Raw genomic sequence first — 21,646 nt, forward strand, 5'->3', positions numbered from 1 at the left:
AGCTGCATCAGCCAGCTCTTTCTTTTTGCATGTTGAGTGTTCTTAACTTTTTAGTCATGACCCCGTTTGCAGGTGAAAACAAAAAGGCGCTTGCATAACATACACCTGTCATGGCTGCCATCGCTCCTGAAATCGAAACATTAAGCCATGTTGCGAAGAAATAGCCCATGACCGCCGACAGCCCGCCAATCAACGCGCTGAGAATCAGCATATAAAGAAGCCGGTCTGTCAGCAAATGTGCCGCAGCAGGCGGAACAATCAGCATGGCCACAACCAATACGGCACCAACCGAATCAAAGGAAGCAACAGTCGTCAGGGACAGCATGCCCATTTGCACGTAATGAATGAGCAAAACCGGTATTGCCAAGGCTAAAGCCATTTGAGGATCAAACGAAGCGATTTTAAACTCCTTATAGCACACACTGATCAACACTACGTTTAAAACCAGAACAGATGTCAGCATCCAAAACGCTTTCGGCCCAATATCAACCCCGAATACCGTCACCGTATTCCACGGCACAAAAGCGATTTCTCCCATTAACGAGTGCTCAATATCGAGATGGACATTCGCTCCATACACAGAAAGCAAAATAACCCCAATTGCAAATAAGGATGTAAACACAACTCCTATGGCAGCATCTGATTGAACCCCCTTGCTATGAAGAAGCTGAACCAAGAAAGCCGTTAACAGACCGGTTGCGGCTGCGCCGATAAACATAGAAATCCCTTCGAGACTTCCCGTCACTAGAAAAGCGCCGACAATGCCAAGCAACACTGTATGACTGATTGCGTCGGCCAGCATCGCCATGCTTCTCAGCACAAGAAATGTGCCGATCAATCCGCAGCTTACACCGACTAATACACCGGTAGCTATAATCCATGCTTCAAAACTCATTTGCGATCTGTCCCTTCTCGGCATCACGAGACGCTTTTCGACGCTCAGGCATCCGTCCATACAGCTTTAAGAGTGAATAAAGCCGCTCTCTCGTTTCTCTCGGTAAACGGTCTGGGTCAAAGTAGTCCTGATCGGATTCTATATTGGCAAGTTCCATTTCATGCATGAGATACACTTCATACATCCGCTGCTTCAAAGCTGTGTGATAGCCTTTTTCTATCCCTTTGCTTGTGATTTGCCAAATCCCATTTTCGATACGCTCAATGCATCTCTCTTGTTCCAAGTCATTTAATGCCTTAAGGCATAATGAAGGGGATAGGCGTCTTTTCTTTCTTACACTTTCAACAGTTACACAAAGATTATTCTTTTCATACTGTTCATAAATCTCCAAAAGCACTTGCTCCCTGCTTGTTCTGCGCCGCAGCCTCATCAGCCTTATGGCTTTAGCAGCCAATCCCCGCTTAGGCGCGCAAATCATTGAAAAAAGAAAGAGCAGCGTTGCAGATAAGATCATTAATGGCCCTGTCGCCATTCCCTTCATCGTGGTGCTAAGCAGGGTTCCGGCCACGCCGCTGACCCCGCCTGTAATCCCGGCAATGACGATCATCCCGGTTAATCGTTCGGTCCAATATCTCGCAGCTATGGCAGGTGTAATCAGCATAGCCGCCATTAATATCACACCAACAGTCTGAAGCCCAACGACGACAGCACAGACAATCAGACAAGCCAAAAGCCCGTTTAAAAAACGCACCGGGATTCCTAATCCCTTTGCAAACGCGAGATCAAAAGTAATCAATGTAAATTCCTTAAAGAAAACAATACATAGGAGCAGCAGAGCAGCGGATATTCCTGCAATAAGGATGATATCCTGCCTGACCAATGAAGCAGCCTGGCCGAATAAAAAAGAATCAAGCCCGCTTTGGCTTCCCGCCCCCTGTTGCTGAATATATGTCAGCAGAATGATCCCGACGCCAAAAAACACAGAAAGAACAATCCCGATCGCCGAGTCCTCCTTTGTTTTTGAAAGCCGCGGAATCAGCTGAATACAAAACGTTCCGAGCAGCCCGGCGAGCGCCGCACCCAGCAAAAAGAAAGGCAGTGATTTTTGCCCAGTGAACAGAAAAGCGAGACACACTCCCGGCAGAGCTGAATGGGCCATCGCATCGCCGATTAAACTTTGCTTTCTCAGCAGCACAAAGCTGCCCAAAACACCGCTTGCCATCCCGAGCAAAAGCGTACCGGCCAGCACCCACTGTGTATTCGGATGCTCGAGCTGCAGCCACAAACTTTCAAACATCGCGCTCACTCCTTATGTCCTTCTGCCAGCACTTTATCTTTTAAAAACGTAAGCCTTCCTCCATATGTTTTTTGCAGGTTTTCGATCGTAAAAACGTTTTCCGCCGGTCCGAAAGCGATTTTTCTTAAATGAAGCAGTAAGATCCAATCGAAATAATCCTCGGCGGTCTGCAGGTCATGATGGACGACAAGCACGGTTTTTCCTTTTTCTTTGAGTTCTGCCAACAGCGTCATAATCGCGCGCTCCGTCGCTGCATCGACACCTGCAAACGGTTCATCCATAAAATAAATGTCAGCGTTCTGGCAGAGTGCCCGGGCAAGAAACACTCGCTGCTGCTGGCCGCCTGACAGCTGGCTGATCTGCCTCTTCGCATAATCAAGCATCCCGACTTTTGCTAATGCGGCCTTCGCCATCTCCACATCCGCTTTCTTTGGCCTCTTTAATAAACCGATTCTCCCGTATCTTCCCATTAGGACGACATCGAGCGCGCTTGTGGGGAAATCCCAGTCAACCGAGCCGCGCTGCGGAACATATCCGATTCTGGTCCGCTGCTCCTTATAGTCTTTGCCGTAAATAGAGATGTCTCCGGAAGCCCGGGGCACAAGACCGAGAATCGTTTTGATCAAGGTTGATTTTCCCGCGCCGTTTGGGCCGATAATGCCAATAAGTTTTCCTTCAGGCACCTGCAGCGAAATGTCCTGCAGTACAGGCTTTTTATGATAAGCAACCGTCACATTATCAAGCTCAACAGGGAACATATCCTCCACCTCTTTTCTTTATTTAAGCGCTTTAGTAATCGTGTTGATATTGTGGCGGAACATTCCTTCGTATGTGCCTTCTTTTGTGCCCTTTTCACCCATGGCATCCGAATAAAGCTGACCGCCGATTGTGACTGTATGGCCTTTTTCTTTAGCGCCTTCCACCACTGCATTGATTGATTTTTCAGATACACTGCTTTCTACGAACACAGCTTTTATTTGTTTGTCTGTCAGAAGATCAACCAGCTCCTGGACATCCCTTAATCCATAGTCCGAATCTGTGCTGAGTCCCTGCAGGCCTTTTACCTTAAATCCATACTCATTCCCAAAGTACGCAAACGCATCATGAGCAGTCACAAGCACACGGCTTTTCTCCGGAATATGTGCGATCTCCTTACGCGACCACTTATCTAAATATTGCAAATCTTCTTTGTACTCTTTGGCATTTTTTCGAAAGGCATCTGCGTGCTGAGGCATTGCTTTGCTGAATTGCGCTTCAATTTCATCCACCGCATAGATCCATAACGGAATGCTGAACCAGACGTGGGGATCAAACGTCTTGCCTTCCCCCGCGGGAATAAGCTTATTTTTCGGAATGGCCTCAGCTACTGCCGCCGCTTGTTTTTGTTCGCCGATTTTTTGGAGGACATCCTCCATTTTCCCTTCCAAATGCAACCCGCTGTACAGAACAACATCGGCAGACATTAATTTTTTCGTGTCACCTTGGGAAGCTTTGTAAAGGTGCGGATCAACCCCCGGTCCCATTAAAGAGATGACTTTTACGTGCTTACCTCCGATGTTTTCTGCTGCATCGGCAATTTGAGATGTTGTCGCTGTCACTTGTAATTGATGATCAGCGCTTTTTCCGGCTGAATCCGTTCCGCATCCTGTTAAAGCAAAGGTCGCAAAAAGTACTGCTGCCATCAGCCCTCGTCTCATATTTCTCCTCCTCTTTGCCATCAATGTCCGATTGTTTTATCTTATGTTGTCAGTTCTTAGACATGTGACATTAAATTAGCCAAAAGCATGTTTTATTTACACAGGACAAAAAGTTTCCTATGTGCAAAATTATCGCGTTTGACCATTTTTGTCAAGCTGATTTACATAAAAAAACCGGCTGGGTCAGCAGCCGGTCCAAACGAGAAGGGATGTATTCAACGAACACTTTTACTGTAACAGCACAGTGTCATTTATTCAAAATAGCAAAATTCTTTTTTCTTACCCATGCTGTGTGAAAACATCCATTTTGGTCACATATTTTCGCATAATGTCTTGATTCACCTCAACCCCTAAACCAGGCTGTTTTGACACAGAAATAAATCCATTATCAATACGAATATCAGGGGTTACAATATCTTCATCCCAATATCGTGAGGATGAAGATATATCGCCAGGTATTGTGAATTGAGGCAGTGAAGCAAGCGCCACGTTCTGCGCTCTTGATATGCCTGTTTCCAGCATTCCGCCGCACCAAACCTGCATATGATGCTCTTTGCATAAATCATGAATTTTTAAGGCTTCTGTTAAGCCGCCGACACGAGAAGGTTTTATATTAATAATTTTGCAGCTTCCTAGCTCAATCGCCCGTCTCGCATCATCAACTGAACAAATGCTCTCATCAAGGCAAATGGCCGTTTTCAAATGTTTCTGCAGGTGGCGGTGGTCAACGATATCGTCGGATTGAAGGGGCTGCTCAATCATCATTAAATGGTAGTCATCAAGCTCCTTTAAGCGGCTGATATCCTTCAATTCGTAGGAGGAATTGGCATCGGCCATAAGCGGAATATTTGGGAATCGGCTGCGGATGGCCTTGACCAATTCCACATCCTGCCCAGGCTGAATTTTAATTTTTATTCTTTGATAACCTTCTTTTTGATAGCTCTCAATTTCCTTCAGCATATCGTCAAGAGGCGCCAGGCCGACTACCACCCCGGCAGGGATTTTATCTCTTGTTCCGCCCAATGCCTCAGCAAGGGATACGCCCTTCTTTTTGGCATAGATATCCCATACAGCAGATTCAAGTCCCGCTTTTGCCATCCGGTTTCCTTTATAACGCGCCAGGCTGTCCGGCACTTCTGAAGGATGATTGAATTCACAGCCGACGACATTTGGGATAAAAAAATCTTTTAGCATATGCAAACATGTTCCAATGGTTTCCTCGGTGTACCAAGGCGAAGAGAAAGCGGAAACTTCTCCCCACCCTGTGACACCTGATGTATCAATGGCTTCCACGATCAGAAATTTACGCTCTTGAAGCGTTTCGATACTGTTTTTAAACGGTTTCTTTAAGTTCATGCTCAAATGGTAAAGCGTGATTTTTTCTATTTCGATCATAGCAGTTCTCCTTTACGCGCATCCTTCAGCTGATTTCGCAAGAGCTTATTAGACGCATTGCGCGGCAGGCGGTCAAGCACAAAGAATTTTGCCGGAATTTTATACTTCGCCAAGCGTTCTTTGCAGTAGGCAGTCAATTCTTCTGCGCTCACAGGCTTGTGAAGGACAAGATAGGCGTGAGGCACTTTTCCCCATTTTTTGTCCTCAGCCCCTGAAACCCCGGCTTCGGCCACAGCGGGGTGTGAAAGCAGCACTGACTCCACTTCGGCCGGATAAATGTTTTCTCCGCCGGATATGATCAGATCTGAACGTCTGTCTAATACATATAAAAAGCCTTCGCTGTCCAAATAACCAAGATCACCTGTTTTCAGCCAGCCATTTTGAAAAGAGGCTTCGTTTGCGCTCTCCCGGTTAAAATAGCTTTTCATAACATTCGGGCCTTTGACCATGATTTCACCGTGTTCAAACGGTTCACATACCTGTCCGTCCCGCTCTATTTTGATTTCACACGAAAACAGCGGTTTCCCCGCAGATCCGAGCTTTTCCATACTGAATTCCGGCGACAGGGTAACAATTTGCGAGCATGTTTCTGTCATTCCATATGACTGAAAGACAGGGAATCCTTTCTCACGGCATTCCTCAAGCAATGGCAGCGGTGCAGGACCGCCGCCGAGAAGAATGCATCTGATGGATTCAGGGCAGCGGTTTGTTTCTTCCAAAAGACTGGCCAGCATAGTCTGCACCGCAGATATCATTGTCACTTCATGCCTGTTGATAGAATCCAGCACATCGCTTACGGAAAAACGCTGGTGAAGCACCACAGTCATTCCATAGATCACAGATTTAAATAAGGCGGACAATCCGCTGATATGAAAGAGCGGCAATGCGATAAGCCAGCGGTCTTGTTCTGTTATACCCAAATTAAGAGCGGACGACACCGCACTGAAATAATGGTTTCCGAACGTTTGCTGAACTCCCTTGGGCTTTCCTGTCGTACCCGACGTATACATCAGCGTTGCCGTTGCATCCATTTGCATATAAGCCTGGATTTCAATTTCCTCTGCTGCTTCTTTCATCAGTTCATCCACATCAATCGTTTGAACGATGTGTTCATATTCTTTCTTCTCAAAGCTTGAATCTGTCAATAAAAAGCCGGATCCCGAATCCTTCAGCTGAAACAGCCTTTCATGTGTTGACAGCTTCGTATTCAAAAACACCGCCTTAACACCAAGCAAAAAACAAGCGTGAACAGCGTATACCATTTCTGCACGGTTTTGGAGCAAAATAGCCGCAGTATCCCCTTTCCGAACCGAATGAGCGGCAAGCTGTTCCGACATTCGTTTAGACGCGGCAAATAATTCTGCAAATGTCACGGTTTGGTCTTCATAGATGAGAGCGATTCTCTCAGGTGTCAGCTGTGCCCGCTGCATGAGCCAGTTGGGCTGTTCTGTCAGCATGTCATCATCTCCGAGGTAAAATGTCTATATTGAAAAGAAAACAGCTTGGACCGCAAAGTCTCAAGCTGTTGGTTTACTAGGTATTGCTGATCACGGAAAACGAGGGAACTGTCCGAAATCAGGTTTGCGTTTTTCCTTAAAGGAATCACGGCCTTCTTTTGCTTCATCTGTTGTGTAGTAAAGAAGGGTAGCATCCCCTGCAAACTGCTGAATTCCAGCAAGTCCGTCTGTGTCCGCGTTAAACGCAGCTTTAAGAAAGCGCAGTGCGGTCGGGCTTTTTTCAAGCATTTCTTCACACCATTTAATCGTTTCTTCTTCAAGCTGTTCCAAAGGAACGACTGTGTTGACAAGACCCATGTCCAGTGCTTCCTGTGCGTTGTACTGACGGCATAGGTACCAGATTTCACGTGCTTTTTTATGTCCTACAATTCGAGCCAGGTAGCCAGAACCGTAACCTGCATCGAAGCTTCCCACTTTAGGTCCTGTTTGTCCGAAAATTGCGTTGTCCGCAGCAATTGTCAAGTCACATACGATGTGAAGCACATGGCCTCCGCCGATCGCATATCCGGACACCATCGCAACAACCGGTTTCGGGATGACGCGGATTAAACGCTGAAGATCCAATACGTTAAGACGAGGGATCTGGTCGTCTCCTACATATCCACCGTGGCCACGCACTTTTTGGTCTCCGCCAGAACAAAATGCCTTGTCCCCTGCACCGGCAAGCACGATAACCCCAACGTTTTGGTCGTCTCTTGCGTCAGCAAACGCATCAATCATTTCAGCAACCGTTTTAGGGGTAAACGCATTATGTACCTCAGGTCGGTTGATTGTTATTTTTGCAATGCCATTATACGTTTCATACAATATCTCATCGTATGTCCGTTTTGTTTTCCATTCAGCCATATGATGACCTCCTTTTATTCTCTATGTGAATGAGTCAGATGCTTGTCAAAAACTCACTCACTATTTTACCAAACAATCGCGGCTGTTCCACATGGACCGTATGTCCTGCTTTTGGAACAATCTCTATTCTACTAGAAGGAAGCATCTTATGCACCTCTTGATTGATGGCGCAAAATTTTTCGTCCCACTCCCCGCAGATCAGAAGCACTGGGACATCTATTTCCTCTACACGGCTCCACAAAGAAGGCTGTGATCCGGTGCCCATGCCGGTTAAACTGTTCGCAAGCCCAATCTTATTGTTCCGCAGACGGCCCGATCGTATCCTGTGCCGAATATCTTCAGCCAGCCTCTGCTGAGATGAAAACAAAGGGATATTCTCCCAATACGCAACAAACGCTTTGAGCCCGTCTCTTAAAATAAAATCAGCAAGCTTCCGGTCCCGCATGATTCGTTCCCGCCGTTCCCCAAGTGTTTTGAGCCCCGGCGTCGTGCTTTCAAGCACAAGTGCCGATACCCGCTCGGGATATGTCATCGCAAAAGAGTAAGCAAGCCTTCCTCCCATAGAATACCCAATCAATTTCACTTTGTGAAGTTTTAATTGATCAAAAATCTCGGCAAGGTCAGAAACTTGCCGGCTTGTGCTGTATCTTTTCCCATTCAGCGGGGCATCGGTTTCCCCATGCCCTAAACAATCAATTTTGATCAAGCGGGAATCAGGCAGCATCTCATCAAGAAAAGTCCATGATTGTTTGCTGCCGGTAAACCCGTGCAGACAGACGACGGCTTCGGAAGCATTCGGTCCCTCGTCTGCCACTGCATATCGGACACCATCTGATACCGTTATGTTTACAGTTCCCATTGTTTTTTCACTTCCCGCACAGCCTCATTCAGCATATCGCGATGAAGCTGGACTCTTGATTGGCGATCCGTTTTGATTTCAATCAAATGGAGTCCGGGCTTGTCTGCCTGCGGCGCGTAAGCTGTTTTGAATTCATCCCAAGAAGCCGGGCATGAATACGTTCCGCCGTAAAGTGCAGCCGCATGCTTGAAATCGAGCCCTGTCGGTGTGCCGAACAAATCTTCAAAGTGTGTCTTCTCAGAAGCCTGCGGCAAAAAGGAGAAAATCCCTCCTCCGTCATTATTGACAAGAATCACAGTAAGAGGAATACCCAGCTTTTTGGTCGCCAGCAGGCCGTTTAAATCGTGATAAAAAGATAAATCTCCAATCACAAGGGTAACAGGCGCTTTTGTTCCTTCACATACCCCCATGGCAGAGGAGACGACACCGTCTATCCCGTTTGCTCCACGGTTTGAATAAATCCGGAAAGGGCGATCCTGCTTTTCAAAAAACGTATCAACATCCCTGATCGGCATGCTGTTTCCCACAAACAGCGAGCTGTTTTCAGGCACAAGATGCTGAAGGATTCGATAGAGATTGCCTTCAAACGAAACATCTTCACTGCTGATTGTTTGCAGATGCTCGCGGAACCGCCTATTGACAAACTGCCACTTTTCCAGCCACTCTGAGGATCTGGCAGCAGCAGTAAGGCCTGCCATGATCTCCTCAGCAAAAACAGACGCATTACAATGAATCATATGCGCGCTTGCCTGTGTCGGGTCTCTCCAGCCTCCATCCTCGTCAATCACGATTTGCTGAATGGCCGGATCATCTTTAAGCCATAAGAAAACCGGTTTTGAAACAGGCATCGGTCCAAACCGAATGACAACATCAGGACGAAGTTTCCGCTTCAGCTCATCATCTTTTAAAAACGAATCATACGCATCAATAACAGTGCTTTTATCATGAACACCATTCCGCAGATTAGACAGCGGATCCGCTAAAATTGGATACTGAAGCGCTTTTGAAAGCGCGATAATGTTTTCCTTGTCCGCATCACTATGGAGCTCTCCGCAGACGATCATTCCTTTTTCAGCCTCTGCGAGCATCTCAGCCACATCAGACAGGGACTCGCGGTCAACAGACTGCGTACCCGTTTTCACAGACACATGACGGCCTGTTCTCATTCTTCCAAACGGCTCATCTGAAAGATCCGGCATCAGCGGTTCGCGCAGCGGCACATTCACATGGACAGGCCCCATTGGGCGCTTTTGTGCTTCTCCGGCAGCGCGGCTTGCCAGCGTTCGAATGTATCTCAGCATTTGCGGAGACTCTTCAGGAAGAGCAGAGTCTGTGAAAAACTTAACAAAGTTACCGAATAAGAAGTGCTGATTAATAGCCTGCGGTGCGCCTACCTCGCGCAGCTCATGAGGCCGATCAGCAGTTAACACAATAATAGGCACCCTTGAATAATGGGCTTCAACCACAGCCGGATAAAAGTTGGCCGCGGCTGTTCCAGATGTACAGATCAATAGTACGGGGCGCTGCTTCGCTTTTGCCAAACCTAAGGCAAAAAATCCGGCAGACCTTTCATCAATTTGGACATGGACGCTGATATCGGGATGCGCAGCACAAAGAACAGCCAGCGGTGTAGATCTTGAGCCCGGACAAACGACGGCGTCCGTAATTCCGGAAAGGGCGAATTCATCAATAAAACTTCCGATGTAATGAGTAATCGGGTTGACTGTCAACGCCTCTCACCTCCTAATGCAGAGATCATCGGCTTCAATTTAATCTGTGTTTCTTCATATTCCGAGATTGGTTCCGAGTCTTCCACAATACCGCACCCGGCAAACAGCCTTGCTGTGCTTCCTTCGATGAGCCCTGAACGAATGGCTACCGCGAATTCCCCGTTATCCTGGCTGTCAATCCAGCCGATAGGGGCCGCATACCAGCCGCGGGACATCGGTTCAATCTCCCTGATCACGTCAACAGCTTTTTCCTGAGGTGCTCCCCCAAGCGCCGGAGTGGGATGCAGCTTCTCAATTAAGTCAAAAATCGATGCAGACTCGCGCAGCTGTCCGACAATCGGCGTAAACAGGTGCTGAACGCTTTTTGTTTTGTACAAAACAGGTCCATCAGGCTTTTCAACCTCTGAACAGCTTGATACAAAAGCATTATGAATCATACCTACCACAATATCATGCTCAAGCAGGTTTTTCTCATCGTTTAATAATTCAAGGCCTATCCGGCGGTCGTCTTCTTCATTCACGCCTCGTTTAATGGAGCCTGCCAGACAGGAAGACATAACAGTGCCGCCGTCTCTTTTGATCAGTCTTTCCGGAGACGCGCCGACAAAGGTTTTGCCTTCTTGTTCAATTGCAAAAACATAGCTTGTCTGCTGATCGTCCAGAAGCGTTTTAAGCACCGGTTCAATTTGGATTTGACCGTCAAACGTGAGCAGCAGCTCTCGGGCAAGAACAACCTTATCATATTGTTTCTCTTTAATTTGGCTTGTGGCCGTTTCGATTGCTTTCAGCCAATCATCCTTATCCAGCTCTTCGGCTGCTGCAATCACAGCCTGATCTTCTTGCTTGAAATCGGGAACCATAAATTCCGCCGCAAAAGCTTTTAAGCCTTCTAAAACAGCTTCTGCGTCTTCTCCTCCGCTTACCCATCTGTTAACTGTTAAGAACGGGCCTTCAGCAGTCATCGTCAGCATAAGCGCAGGCACAAAGAAATCCCCTTCCGAGAAATGGTCCCATTGTGAACCTCTTTCTTCGCAAGGGTCAAAAGAAAATCCTCCGAATAACACAGGTCCCACTGCAGAATGCTGCAGCTTTTCTTCTTCATAAATATGAAAAGCCGTCTTTTTAAAGCGCTCCCATTGTTCAAAAACCTCACGATACCGCTCGCTGTTTTTTTGATTTGTCTGGAAAACCGCTTCTTTGCCAAGACCGACTATTGTCAATTCACTTTCAGGATCTGACCAAAAAAATCGATTGCCTGTATATTTTTTTGCTCCGTAATTGAAAAATGATAGAGGGTCAAGAGACTCGATTTGTCTCGAATAGCTTATTAAGACAGCATGGTTGACTTCTTTGGCTTTATGTAATGCATGTAGAACTTCCTTTCGGAACGTACGCTGCACCGTTGTCACCATGAGACATTCCTCCATAATCCTTAAAATGCTTTTAATACCATACACCTGTGTCTCCTTTGTGTCAAACACAGATCATGCAGTCCAAATGGCCTGCCTTACCTATTATAAACCTAATTTCAGAAATGAAAAAGAAACAAAGCTTAAATTTCTTTCTCCACTGATAGCAAAGGTTGTATCCGCTTACCATAAAAGGAAAACCTCCTATATTCCTCCACCCGCCATTTATGAAAGTTCTCAGGCGATCTGTTCATACTAAAGGTATGCATCACAAAGAAACGAGGCGATCACATTGCTTACGAAAGAACAGCTTCAGCATTTAAAAAATGAACTGGAACAAACGAAAAAAGATATCTTAAACCGTTTCAAAGACAATGATCATTTTCAGCTTAACTCAGCATTTCCTTATGATTCGTGGGGTGAGCTTTCTGCATACGACAACCATCCCGGCGATCAGGCGACAGAACTTTACGAGCGTGAGAAAGACATCGCTCTAGACTTGCATGAGCGAGAGCACCTTCGGGACATTGAGCATTCATTGAAGGCGATAGAAAACGGTACGTATGGCATTTGTGAAGTCAGCGGAAAGGAAATCCCTTTCGAACGACTTGAAGCGCTTCCGACTGCCACAACCCTCGCGGAGTATTCGTCACAGGACGTGGTTTCCAAAGACCGTCCGATTGAAGAAGAAACACCATTCGGGCAATTTGAATTTGATGATGATGAAGAAATCAGAGCGCCATATGACAGTGAGGATTCCTATCAGGATGTCGAAAAATATGGTAACTCACAAACGCCGCAGGATATGGAAAACCCTCCGCTCAGCTATGATGATATGACGATGAATGCCGAAGAGAATATCGGCAATACGGAGTCTTACGAAAATTTCATCGCTACAGATATCACTGGAAAAGAAATTACCGTTTATCAAAGCAGAGCCCATGAGCGCTATGAAGAAGAACTTGACGAAGAGGGAATCATGACCACATTCGGCGATCTCCACGCTGATTGAACCCCCGATTATTGGGGGTTCTTTTCCGTTTTCAGCATATCGTAAATCAGCTTCAGATAATCCTTTTGCAGACCGATGTCATACCGCTCGCCCTCTAGCAATTTCCCGTATACGGTACATGCCCCGAGCGAAGCTTTTATCGCATCCGTTACCTGCACTTCTCCTCCGCTATCAGCTTCTAATGCCTCCAGCTCATTAAAAATATCCGGTGTGAAAATATAACGCCCTGCTGCGGCAAAATGAGACGGAGGGTTTTGTTTAGGCTTTTCCACAATATCCTGTATGCGATAAAGCCCTTTTTCAACAGGCTCCCCTTTTATCACCCCGTAATGATGTAAATCCTCCGTTTTTGTTTCTTTTAAGCCGATCACACTGGACTGATATTTCGTATACGCTTCAATCAGCTGCCCCAAAGCCGGCTGATTGGCGGAAAAAATCAGATCATCTGGCAAAACGACGGCAAAAGGCTCTCCGCCTGCAAATGGCCTTCCGTAAGAAATGGCGTCGCCAAGACCCTTTGCATAAGGCTGCCGCACATAGTGAATCCGTATATCCGGAATGGGATGCTCACTAAGCAAATGCAGTTTATTCTTAGAGGCCAAAAAAGCCTCAAGTGCCAAAGAGGAATCAAAATAGTCGACAATCAGATTTTTATGGCTCGATACAACCATCAAAATGTCCTCAATGCCTGACTCCTTTAATTCTTCAACAAGATAATGAATCACAGGCTTAGATCCTACTGGAAACATTTCTTTCGGAATCACCTTCGTCACCGGCAGATTTCTCGTGCCGAATCCGCCTGCAGGAATGATCGCTTTTTTTATCATGTTATTTTCCCCTCAGCTCATGTTTATTACATGATATTCCAAGAGCGCATCCCGATGTTTGTACATCTGAAATTAGGCGGAAGCAACTGGGCAGAAAGCGGAATCACGAACCAGCCCTTTTTTAATAGGATATTGATATATGACCAGTAATCTTGTAAAGGAGCTCAGGTGATGAAAATTTGTGTGGTTGGCGCCGGGTATGTCGGTTTAACCCTATCAGCGGCACTGGCATCCATCGGACATGACATGATATGCACAGACAAAGACGTCAAAAAAATCGAGCAGCTGAAAAAAGGAGTCATTCCCTTTTACGAGCCTGGGCTTTCAGATGCAATACTTCGTTGCGGCAATCTCTCGTTTTCTTCTGAAGTGAAATCGAGCATGGAGGAATGTCCCGTTATTTTTATCGCAGTCGGAACCCCGCCGCGTTCGGACGGATCAGCTGATACGAAAGCCCTGCAGTCCGTCATCGGTGATTTAAGAGAGGCAATCCGATCGTATAAAACCATCATTACGAAAAGCACTGTTCCGCCCGGGACAAATGAAAACATAGCAAAACAGCTGATTACCTCCGGAGTGTCTAAAAACCTCTTTAATATCGTATCCAATCCGGAGTTTCTGCGGGAAGGCAATGCCTTATATGACATGCTGCATCCTGACAAAACAGTCATCGGTGTTCAGGAAGAAGATTACGTATCGGCAGCCATCGTCAAATCCATTTACAAACATATTGATACCCCTTTTATCGTTACAAGCTTAGCGGGAGCAGAGCTGATCAAATATGCCAATAATTTCTTTTTAGCAGCCAAAATTTCGTTTATTAACGAAATGGCCCGCATATGTGAAGCCTATCAATCAGATATCTCAGATATTTCCCGCGCTATCGGTCTAGACCCAAGGATCGGGGAGCACTTTTTGCAGGCAGGCATCGGATACGGAGGCTCTTGTTTTCCAAAGGATCTGCAGGCGCTGCAATTTGCTGCCCAGAAAAAAAACACGGAGACCTTCATGCTCCAAGCCGTGCAGCACATTAATGACACCCAGCTCGGCCTGTATATCAAAAAAATACAGTCATTCTTCGAAACACTTCAAGGCAAGAAAGCGGCTGTACTCGGCATTTCCTTCAAACCGAATACCGATGACATCAGGAATTCTCAGGCTGTCAGACTGATGGAAAGGCTGGCGGAGCTGGGATGTGATGTTCATGCATATGATCCTGAAGCTGTACTTCCAGAACATTTGCGGCAGCATGTAACTCAGCATTCTCAAGCTTTTGATGCGATCGAAGAAAGCGACTTTTTATTTTTGGCGACAGAATGGCCCGAGTTTTTAGCGTTTGATTGGAAAAAGGCTGCAGGCATCATGAAAGGGCGTCTTGTGATTGACGGACGCAACGTACTAAAAAAAGAACTGATCGAGGCTTGCGGCCTGATCTGTACGGGAGTTGGCCGTCCATGAAAATACTCGTCACAGGAGCAGCGGGCTTTATCGGCTCCCACCTCTGCGAAGAATTACTAAAAGATAAGAAACACAACGTTATCGGAATTGATGACTTTATCGGTCCTACTCCATTTTCCTTGAAATTAAAAAACCTTAAAAACCTGCTGCCGGAAAAGCGATTTACGTTCATAAAGGAAAATCTGCTGACAGCGGATCTTGCTCCCTTACTGGAAGGAGTGGACGTCATCTTTCATTTGGCGGCCATACCGGGTGTCCGCTCAAGCTGGGGCAATCATTTTCACCCATATGCTGCACATAATATCCAAGCGCTCCAAAGGCTCCTCGAGGCGTGCCGGGAACATTCTATCCAAACGTTCGTCTTTGCATCCACCTCTTCCGTCTATGGCGAAAAACAAGGAAAAGTCAGCGAAAACACGTCGCTTTCTCCTTTATCTCCGTACGGGGTAACAAAGCTTACGGGAGAAAAGCTTTGCCATGTGTATCAACAGAGCTTTGGCATTCCAATTGTGATTCTCCGTTTTTTTACCGTATACGGGCCAAGACAGCGGCCGGATATGGCTTTTCACCGGCTCATTAAGCAGCATCTTCAGCAAAAGCCGCTTACCATCTTCGGTGATGGGCAGCAGTCAAGAGATTTCACTTATATCGGCGACTGTGTCAAAGGCATCACCGCTGTTCTAGGGAAACCCCGCCTTATTGGTGAAACAGTAAATATCGGCGGCGCAGAGCGTGCCTCAGTCTTAAAGGTTGTCTCCCTCATTGAGGATATTTCCGGCAGAAAAGCAACACTGCACTTTTCGGACAAAATAGCAGGGGAACCGAGCAACACGTGGGCGGATATTTCAAAAGCAAAACAGCTCTTGCATTATGATCCCGCCACATCCTTAAAGGATGGCTTGACCAACGAAATTGCCTATTTATCGTCGCTGTATCAGGGGGAATAAAAATGAAGCTTGCCTTTATCTGTACAGAAAAGCTGCCGGCGCCCGCAGTACGCGGCGGCGCTATTCAAATGATGATTGACGGTGTCACGCCCTATTTCAGCAGCAGGTACGACCTGACCATTTTTTCAATAGAAGATCCATCGCTCCCAAAAAGAGAAACAAAAGACGGCGTACATTATATCCATCTGCCAAAAGAACATTACCGCGAGGCGGTAGCCGAAGAGCTGCGAGCCTCTTCCTTTGACCTCATTCATGTGTTCAACAGGCCTTTAAATGTCTCTTTATATAAAAAAGCCTCACCAAACAGCAAGATCGTTCTGAGCCTGCATAACGAAATGTTTTCTGAAAAAAAGATGACCTTCGCGCAAGGAAAAGAAGTACTCGACAATGTCTCCATGATCACAACTGTGAGCGAATTTATTAAACAAACCGTCATTGAACGTTTTCCTGAAGCTGAGGACATCACAAAAGTTGTGTACTCCGGCGTTGATTTAAACTCTTATCCGCCTGTCTGGACAATGAAAGGCTCGGCTGTCAGAAAAACATACCGGAAAAAATACGGTATTGAAGATAAAAAAGTTATTTTATTCGCCGGCCGCTTAAGCCCGACAAAAGGACCTCACCTTCTCATTCACAGCATGAGACGGATTTTGCAGCAGCACCCTGATGCTGTACTGGTCATAGCAGGCGGGAAGTGGTTCAGCGATGACAGCGAAAACCAATATGTAACCTATCTGCGTACGCTGGCGCTGCCATACAGAGACCACATAATTTTTACAAAATTCATTCCCGCTGACGACATCCCAAACCTTTTTCTGATGGCAGATGTATTTGTGTGCAGCTCTCAGTGGAACGAACCCCTCGCCCGTGTGAATTATGAAGCAATGGCGGCCGGCACGCCCTTAATTACCACAAACCGGGGCGGAAACGGAGAAGTCGTAAAAGACGAAGTCACCGGCCTTGTCATCGACAGATACAACAAACCTTCTTCATTTGCAAAAGCAATTGACAGAGCCTTTACAGATCAAGAATTAATGATCAAAATGACAAAAAACGCCCGACAGCATGTAGAAGCTTTATTTACCTTTACCCATGCGGCCAAAAGGCTCAATACTGTTTACCAATCCGTTCTGACCCCGAAAAACAAACAATTTCCGCCGCCTTTTCTGACGCAAAATTTTGATTTATCATCTATCAATCAGCTTTTTGTGAAAGCAAAAACATAAAACCTACAGCTCGTGTTGCAAAACGGGCTGTTTTTTTGCTGCAGAGAACATGAAAAAAGGCATAAATATGACTTTATGCCTTGCGCTTTACGGTTTGAGAAAACCATGGAGCTGGTTTAGATTCACTTGGAAGAATGATGATTTCCACTTTAGCTTCTTCCGCTAAGTCTGGTTCTTCATCTTCCTCCTCTTCTTCTACATATGGGGGCGCTGAGCGTTTCGAATCACGTTCCTCCTCAGGCTCTAGAATGGTTTCGAATTTCGTTTCTTCTTCATCATCGACGATTTTGTGATCTGTTTCCTTTTCCTTCGTTTCTTCTTGATATTCTTTCGGTGCATTGATGTGAGGGAGCTCTCGAATGCTGCCCACATCTAAATGCTTCTCCTCTTCTTCCTTCTCAGCTGAGATTGAGTCATGAGCCTGCCATCCCATCGGTCCAGGCGGTGTAAATACGAATTGGTCGAGATCCAGTTTAGAAATAGAGGCTTTTTGTCTCGATGACCTCATGTCAATTCGCCTCCCGATACGCTTTTATCTTTTTATACAGTTCCGGCAGTTTATCCAAAAACGAATCTTTAGATTCTTCAACAGAAATCATATTTTGCAGCGCCCAGTTATATTTCTCATCTGACCACGTTTTCTTTTGCTTCAAATAATATTTGTGCCCGATTGCACAGAACAAATGCGGAAACGCGAGATCAATCCAAAGTACCTCGTACTGTTTTTCTGTGAGCGGATACACTGCGTCGTAGGCCGCAAGCAGTGCAACCATGAAATCAGTATCCCATACAGAAAGCTTAACCATCACTTTATTCAGCAGAATACGAAGGTCTCTTGACGGCAAATCGTAGGTAATCGAGTGAAGCTCCTTTAAAAAAGGTTCCCCTTCGATCTCTGTCAAACGTGCCAATGTAAAATCCTGAAAACAGAATCCGCCATGCTCGAGCGTTTCTTTTGTCCAGGTTTCGTATTCTGAGTCATCAAGCGCCTGAAGAGCTTCTTTTCCTCTTGCCAGCATTTTATCAGCATGTTTTAAGAAAGTTTGCGAAAATACGTCATCAGGATAGGATGCCGCGATCTGCATATTCCCTTCAAGTTCCTGCAGCTTCCATCGGTACAATTTGTGCCATTTTCCCAGCCTGCTTCTCTTCTTGCTTTCATCTGTGCAAACATATCCTTTTGAGGCATGATGAAAATGGCCGGCAAATGACATGACTTTTTTCATTTGCTCTGCATCATAGTAAATCATTTCTTTTCCTGTCACTTTGTCATATAAGCTGTAAGAAACCTGATCCGTGCCCAAGCAGCTCCCGCCATTTTTTGTTTGATGAATCGGCGCTATCGGCAGCCCTTTCTCTTGTAAATGGGCGTGTGCCTGAGTGATAAAAAGCATCCGCTCCGGTTTCATTTGCGCTTCTTTTAGCAGCTTTGGGCCATGATCAGTTTCGACTTCCCAGATTTTGCGTCCGCTTTTGTTCGATTTCAGCGCCACATTGTCAATATGAAAAGGATAATAGCTGAGAATTTCGGACACAATCTGTTCTTCATGCTCTTTTTGGTACACTCTGTTCACCCCTTCTATCTGTTCTTTTCATAGACGCTGAGCAGATTTTCAGCCACCCTCTGCCAGCCAAAATTGCTTTCTGCCTCACGGCGGCTGTATTTCCCAAGCCGTTCCCGCTTTTCCGAGCTGCTCAGCAAATCATTGATATGTTCGGCATATTGTTTAGGATTTTCAAAGTCATGAATGATGTAGCCGTTTTTCCCTTCCTCTATGACCTCTGGATTGCCTCCCCGATTGCTTGTAATAATAGGAAGTCCCGCAGCCATCGCTTCATAATGCACCCTTGCTAAAGGCTCCTGCCATTGCGAAGAGCATACAAATACATCTGACATGGTATAAAGGCGCGGAATGTCCTTTGGCTTCACAAATTGAATAAATGTGACATGATCCTTTTGCATCGCACCGAGGGTATGAAGATGTTTGACATAGTTATTTAATTCATTATCTCCGAACCATTTTGACCCGATAAACACCATCATGACATTGGGGTGCTCCTCAATGATGTCCGGCAAAGCCTGCAATAATATGTGCGGGCCTTTGACTTTGCTAAGCCGGCCGACAAACAAGACGATTTTTTTGCCGTGAAGCCCCAGCTCGCTTCGCATCTCTTCGCGAGCCCGCTGCCCTTCATTCGTCCAGCGAGGGTGGTACGTTTTTAAATCCACACCGGAATACACCGTTTTTGTTTTTGATCGTGCTGACGGAAAACGGCTTGTGATCGTCTGTCCGATATAATCGCTGACCGTAACAATCTGCGCTACGGAGTCGATGCAAATCTCGCCTTCCGTCTGGCTGATTTTATCGTAAGCGAACATTTCATTGTGAACGCTTAAAATAAAAACAGCATCCGGCGCCTGTTTCTTCAATTTCGGAACCCAGCTTGGGCGATTACAAACATGCACAAGATCAAAACGGCTCTTTTTCAGCTCTGCTCCAACGGCTTCTTCATAACGGTCTTCATCCAAATGCACATAATGGACACCGTCTACCTTCTCTCTATCAGCGAGATTCGGATCTTTAATAGAAAACACAGTCACCTCATGTTTTTTGGCAATTAAAGGGGCAACCGCTTCGAGGTAGATTTGAATGGCGCCTCCTCGAACCGATGGGACAGGAAGCTTCTCTGTGGCGATCAGTGCTATTTTCATACATAGCCTCCATTCCTGCATGATTTTTAACTAGTTAGAATCATGATACGGCTGAACAACCAACTTGTGCGGAATGGGACTGCCCTAAAAACAAAACGGGTAAACAACCAGATTCATCTATTAAATATAGTCAAATAACTCAATCATTTTTTCCTTTTGATTCATAAGGTAGGAGTAAAACAGGTAAGGATGTGTCCTTTAATGGCAGAAAACCATGAAGTCATTGAGGAGGGGAATTCATCAGAGCTTCCTTTATCAGCAGAAGATGCAAAAAAATTAACGGAGCTGGCTGAAAATGTGCTTCAAGGATGGGATGTGCAGGCTGAAAAAATAGACGTCATTCAGGGAAACCAGATGGCGCTTGTCTGGAAGGTCCACACAGACTCCGGCGCGGTTTGTCTAAAACGAATACACAGGCCAGAAAAGAAAGCGTTGTTTTCCATTTTCGCGCAGGACTATTTAGCAAAAAAAGGCATGAATGTTCCTGGCATACTCCCAAACAAAAAAGGCAGCCTATATTCCAAGCACGGCTCATTTCTATTTGTCGTATATGACTGGATCGAAGGAAGACCGTTTGAGCTGACTGTAAAGCAGGACTTGGAGTTTATCATGAAAGGCCTTGCTGATTTTCATACAGCGTCCGTCGGATATCAGCCGCCAAATGGCGTTCCCGTATTTACCAAATTAGGTCGCTGGCCGAATCACTACACGAAACGGTGCAAACAGATGGAAACGTGGAAGCTGATGGCGGAGGCGGAAAAAGAAGATCCTTTCTCACAGCTTTATCTTCAGGAGATAGATGGCTTTATTGAAGACGGGCTGCGCATCAAAGACCGGCTTTTGCAGTCGACCTATGTTCCATGGACTGAACAGATGAAAAAAAGCCCTAACCTTTGCCACCAGGATTACGGAACCGGAAATACACTCTTAGGGGAAAATGAACAGATTTGGGTCATTGACTTAGATACCGTTTCATTTGATCTGCCTATTCGCGATTTGCGCAAAATGATTATTCCGCTTTTGGATACGACGGGCATTTGGGATGAAGAAACATTTCATGTCATGCTGAACGCATACGAATCCAGAGCCCCATTAACTGAAGAACAAAAACAAGTCATGTTTATTGATATGCTGTTTCCTTATGAGCTTTACGATGTCATTCGCGAAAAATACGTCCGCAAGTCTGCTTTACCGAAGGAAGAATTAGAATCAGCTTTTGAATATGAACGCATTAAAGCAAACGCATTGCAGCAGCTTATTTAAGACCATCATTTCCCCCGCATATCGGGGGTTTGATCTTTATAAGATAAAGGGTAAATAAATACATGCGGAGGTTGCAAATATGAAAAAGATTGTCGGCGCTTTAGCCATTTTTGTGATTACATATGCGCTGTTTTCAGCCGCAGGCTACCTGTTTCCTGTGGACCAAGAATGGTACAATTCATTGAAAAAACCGGACTGGACGCCAAGCGGAACTGCGATCGGCATCATTTGGGCCATCCTGTTTGCCCTGATCTCCCTTTCAGCAGCCATTGTATATGCTGCGTTTTCATTTAAAGGTGCGAAAAGCTTTTGGTTTACACTTTTGATAAATTACGTGCTCAATCAAGCCTTCAGCTATTTCCAGTTTACGCAAAAAAATCTGCTGGCTGCATCGCTTGACTGCCTGCTTGTCGCCATCACAGCAATCGTATTACTGATCATTGCCAAAAAATACAGCAGAGCCGCAAGCTATCTTCTTTTGCCTTATTTTTTATGGAGTGCATTTGCGACGTTCTTATCCTTTACAATCAATTCAATGAATCTGTGAACAAAAAA

At 45.8% G+C, this 21,646-nt stretch carries 20 protein-coding genes; 6 read left to right on the top strand and 14 right to left on the bottom strand.

Annotation, left to right across the window (positions count from 1 at the left end):
- Window positions 1-7: 7 nt before the first annotated feature.
- The 10 genes from mntD to NYE53_RS15305 all read right to left on the bottom strand — a co-directional run bounded on the left by mntD (window position 8) and on the right by NYE53_RS15305 (window position 11,648).
- A complete protein-coding gene (gene mntD / locus NYE53_RS15260) occupies window positions 8-895 on the bottom strand; it encodes a manganese ABC transporter permease MntD (protein ID WP_339245464.1) in 888 nt (295 codons plus the stop codon).
- Entirely contained in the window at window positions 885-2,192 is a 1,308-nt protein-coding gene (gene mntC, locus NYE53_RS15265; protein WP_339245466.1) for a manganese ABC transporter permease MntC, read from the bottom strand. Before mntC ends, mntD begins: the two co-directional genes overlap by 11 nt.
- Window positions 2,193-2,197: 5 nt before the next feature.
- On the bottom strand, window positions 2,198-2,950 hold the full coding sequence (gene mntB / locus NYE53_RS15270; RefSeq protein WP_339245468.1) for a manganese ABC transporter ATP-binding protein MntB: 753 nt from the start codon (window positions 2,948-2,950) through the stop codon (window positions 2,198-2,200).
- 18 nt (window positions 2,951-2,968) lie between these two features.
- Window positions 2,969-3,889, bottom strand: coding sequence for a manganese ABC transporter substrate-binding protein/adhesin MntA (gene mntA / locus NYE53_RS15275; RefSeq protein WP_339245470.1), 921 nt, complete (start codon window positions 3,887-3,889; stop codon window positions 2,969-2,971).
- A gap of 279 nt (window positions 3,890-4,168) precedes the next feature.
- Complete coding sequence (gene menC, locus NYE53_RS15280) at window positions 4,169-5,284, bottom strand: o-succinylbenzoate synthase (protein ID WP_339245473.1); 1,116 nt, start codon at window positions 5,282-5,284, stop codon at window positions 4,169-4,171.
- On the bottom strand, window positions 5,281-6,741 hold the full coding sequence (locus NYE53_RS15285) for an o-succinylbenzoate--CoA ligase (RefSeq protein WP_339245474.1): 1,461 nt from the start codon (window positions 6,739-6,741) through the stop codon (window positions 5,281-5,283). The genes menC and NYE53_RS15285 overlap by 4 nt, the downstream gene beginning before the upstream one ends.
- Before the next feature lie 90 nt (window positions 6,742-6,831).
- Window positions 6,832-7,647: a 1,4-dihydroxy-2-naphthoyl-CoA synthase gene (gene menB, locus NYE53_RS15290; RefSeq protein WP_003229054.1), complete on the bottom strand. Its 816-nt coding sequence runs from the start codon at window positions 7,645-7,647 to the stop codon at window positions 6,832-6,834.
- Window positions 7,648-7,681: 34 nt separating this feature from the next.
- Window positions 7,682-8,506, bottom strand: a complete 825-nt coding sequence (menH, locus tag NYE53_RS15295; protein ID WP_015714575.1) for a 2-succinyl-6-hydroxy-2,4-cyclohexadiene-1-carboxylate synthase — start codon at window positions 8,504-8,506, stop codon at window positions 7,682-7,684.
- Window positions 8,494-10,236: a 2-succinyl-5-enolpyruvyl-6-hydroxy-3-cyclohexene-1-carboxylic-acid synthase gene (gene menD / locus NYE53_RS15300; RefSeq protein WP_339245477.1), complete on the bottom strand. Its 1,743-nt coding sequence runs from the start codon at window positions 10,234-10,236 to the stop codon at window positions 8,494-8,496. Before menD ends, menH begins: the two co-directional genes overlap by 13 nt.
- Window positions 10,233-11,648 carry an isochorismate synthase MenF gene (locus NYE53_RS15305; RefSeq protein ID WP_251187682.1) on the bottom strand — a complete coding sequence of 472 codons (1,416 nt, stop codon included), beginning with the start codon at window positions 11,646-11,648 and terminating at the stop codon, window positions 10,233-10,235. The genes menD and NYE53_RS15305 overlap by 4 nt, the downstream gene beginning before the upstream one ends.
- A 289-nt stretch (window positions 11,649-11,937) precedes the next feature.
- Here NYE53_RS15305 and NYE53_RS15310 point away from each other — a divergent pair, with 289 nt between their 5' ends.
- Window positions 11,938-12,657, top strand: coding sequence for a yteA family sporulation protein (locus NYE53_RS15310; RefSeq protein ID WP_003229046.1), 720 nt, complete (start codon window positions 11,938-11,940; stop codon window positions 12,655-12,657).
- Between the two features lie 8 nt (window positions 12,658-12,665).
- Here NYE53_RS15310 and NYE53_RS15315 read toward each other — a convergent pair whose 3' ends face one another.
- Window positions 12,666-13,484 (bottom strand): UTP--glucose-1-phosphate uridylyltransferase, encoded by an 819-nt coding sequence (locus NYE53_RS15315; protein ID WP_339245480.1) that lies wholly within the window; start codon window positions 13,482-13,484, stop codon window positions 12,666-12,668.
- A gap of 171 nt (window positions 13,485-13,655) precedes the next feature.
- On the opposite strand from NYE53_RS15315, the gene NYE53_RS15320 reads away from it, so the two are divergent.
- Genes NYE53_RS15320 through NYE53_RS15330 form a run of 3 tightly spaced genes read left to right on the top strand, consistent with a single transcriptional unit; the run spans window position 13,656 to window position 17,115 of the window.
- Complete coding sequence (locus tag NYE53_RS15320) at window positions 13,656-14,942, top strand: UDP-glucose/GDP-mannose dehydrogenase family protein (protein ID WP_339245483.1); 1,287 nt, start codon at window positions 13,656-13,658, stop codon at window positions 14,940-14,942.
- A complete protein-coding gene (locus NYE53_RS15325) occupies window positions 14,939-15,889 on the top strand; it encodes an NAD-dependent epimerase/dehydratase family protein (protein ID WP_339245486.1) in 951 nt (316 codons plus the stop codon). The genes NYE53_RS15320 and NYE53_RS15325 overlap by 4 nt, the downstream gene beginning before the upstream one ends.
- A gap of 2 nt (window positions 15,890-15,891) precedes the next feature.
- Window positions 15,892-17,115 (top strand): glycosyltransferase family 4 protein, encoded by a 1,224-nt coding sequence (locus tag NYE53_RS15330; protein WP_336156180.1) that lies wholly within the window; start codon window positions 15,892-15,894, stop codon window positions 17,113-17,115.
- 73 nt (window positions 17,116-17,188) lie between these two features.
- Here NYE53_RS15330 and NYE53_RS15335 read toward each other — a convergent pair whose 3' ends face one another.
- The 3 genes from NYE53_RS15335 to cotSA are packed head-to-tail and all read right to left on the bottom strand — an operon-like array spanning window position 17,189 to window position 19,828.
- Window positions 17,189-17,623 carry a hypothetical protein gene (locus NYE53_RS15335; protein WP_339245488.1) on the bottom strand — a complete coding sequence of 145 codons (435 nt, stop codon included), beginning with the start codon at window positions 17,621-17,623 and terminating at the stop codon, window positions 17,189-17,191.
- 1 nt (window position 17,624) lies between these two features.
- The gene (cotS, locus tag NYE53_RS15340) at window positions 17,625-18,680 is read right to left on the bottom strand and encodes a spore coat putative kinase CotS (protein WP_014477763.1); all 1,056 of its coding nucleotides are present in this window, start codon (window positions 18,678-18,680) and stop codon (window positions 17,625-17,627) included.
- A 14-nt stretch (window positions 18,681-18,694) separates the two neighbouring features.
- A complete protein-coding gene (gene cotSA / locus NYE53_RS15345) occupies window positions 18,695-19,828 on the bottom strand; it encodes a spore coat protein CotSA (protein WP_339245489.1) in 1,134 nt (377 codons plus the stop codon).
- A gap of 189 nt (window positions 19,829-20,017) precedes the next feature.
- Between cotSA and cotI the strand changes: the two genes are divergently transcribed.
- On the top strand, window positions 20,018-21,091 hold the full coding sequence (gene cotI, locus NYE53_RS15350; protein ID WP_339245490.1) for a spore coat kinase CotI: 1,074 nt from the start codon (window positions 20,018-20,020) through the stop codon (window positions 21,089-21,091).
- 79 nt (window positions 21,092-21,170) lie between these two features.
- Complete coding sequence (locus NYE53_RS15355) at window positions 21,171-21,638, top strand: TspO/MBR family protein (RefSeq protein WP_339245491.1); 468 nt, start codon at window positions 21,171-21,173, stop codon at window positions 21,636-21,638.
- Window positions 21,639-21,646 lie beyond the last annotated feature (8 nt).

The organism is Bacillus sp. FSL R5-0523 (assembly GCF_037975295.1).
In the GTDB taxonomy this organism is placed as follows: domain Bacteria; phylum Bacillota; class Bacilli; order Bacillales; family Bacillaceae; genus Bacillus; species Bacillus subtilis.

Coding starts and splice junctions, on each gene's coding strand:
- NYE53_RS15320 (WP_339245483.1), top strand. CDS start 13,656: ATGAAAATTTGTGTGGTTGGCGCCGGGTATGTCGGTTTAACCCTATCA.
- mntA (WP_339245470.1), bottom strand. CDS start 3,889: ATGAGACGAGGGCTGATGGCAGCAGTACTTTTTGCGACCTTTGCTTTA.
- NYE53_RS15355 (WP_339245491.1), top strand. CDS start 21,171: ATGAAAAAGATTGTCGGCGCTTTAGCCATTTTTGTGATTACATATGCG.
- NYE53_RS15285 (WP_339245474.1), bottom strand. CDS start 6,741: ATGCTGACAGAACAGCCCAACTGGCTCATGCAGCGGGCACAGCTGACA.
- cotI (WP_339245490.1), top strand. CDS start 20,018: ATGTGTCCTTTAATGGCAGAAAACCATGAAGTCATTGAGGAGGGGAAT.
- menH (WP_015714575.1), bottom strand. CDS start 8,506: ATGGGAACTGTAAACATAACGGTATCAGATGGTGTCCGATATGCAGTG.
- NYE53_RS15330 (WP_336156180.1), top strand. CDS start 15,892: ATGAAGCTTGCCTTTATCTGTACAGAAAAGCTGCCGGCGCCCGCAGTA.
- NYE53_RS15315 (WP_339245480.1), bottom strand. CDS start 13,484: ATGATAAAAAAAGCGATCATTCCTGCAGGCGGATTCGGCACGAGAAAT.
- mntD (WP_339245464.1), bottom strand. CDS start 895: ATGAGTTTTGAAGCATGGATTATAGCTACCGGTGTATTAGTCGGTGTA.
- NYE53_RS15305 (WP_251187682.1), bottom strand. CDS start 11,648: ATGGTGACAACGGTGCAGCGTACGTTCCGAAAGGAAGTTCTACATGCA.
- NYE53_RS15335 (WP_339245488.1), bottom strand. CDS start 17,623: ATGAGGTCATCGAGACAAAAAGCCTCTATTTCTAAACTGGATCTCGAC.
- NYE53_RS15325 (WP_339245486.1), top strand. CDS start 14,939: ATGAAAATACTCGTCACAGGAGCAGCGGGCTTTATCGGCTCCCACCTC.
- menB (WP_003229054.1), bottom strand. CDS start 7,647: ATGGCTGAATGGAAAACAAAACGGACATACGATGAGATATTGTATGAA.
- mntB (WP_339245468.1), bottom strand. CDS start 2,950: ATGTTCCCTGTTGAGCTTGATAATGTGACGGTTGCTTATCATAAAAAG.
- mntC (WP_339245466.1), bottom strand. CDS start 2,192: ATGTTTGAAAGTTTGTGGCTGCAGCTCGAGCATCCGAATACACAGTGG.
- menC (WP_339245473.1), bottom strand. CDS start 5,284: ATGATCGAAATAGAAAAAATCACGCTTTACCATTTGAGCATGAACTTA.
- cotSA (WP_339245489.1), bottom strand. CDS start 19,828: ATGAAAATAGCACTGATCGCCACAGAGAAGCTTCCTGTCCCATCGGTT.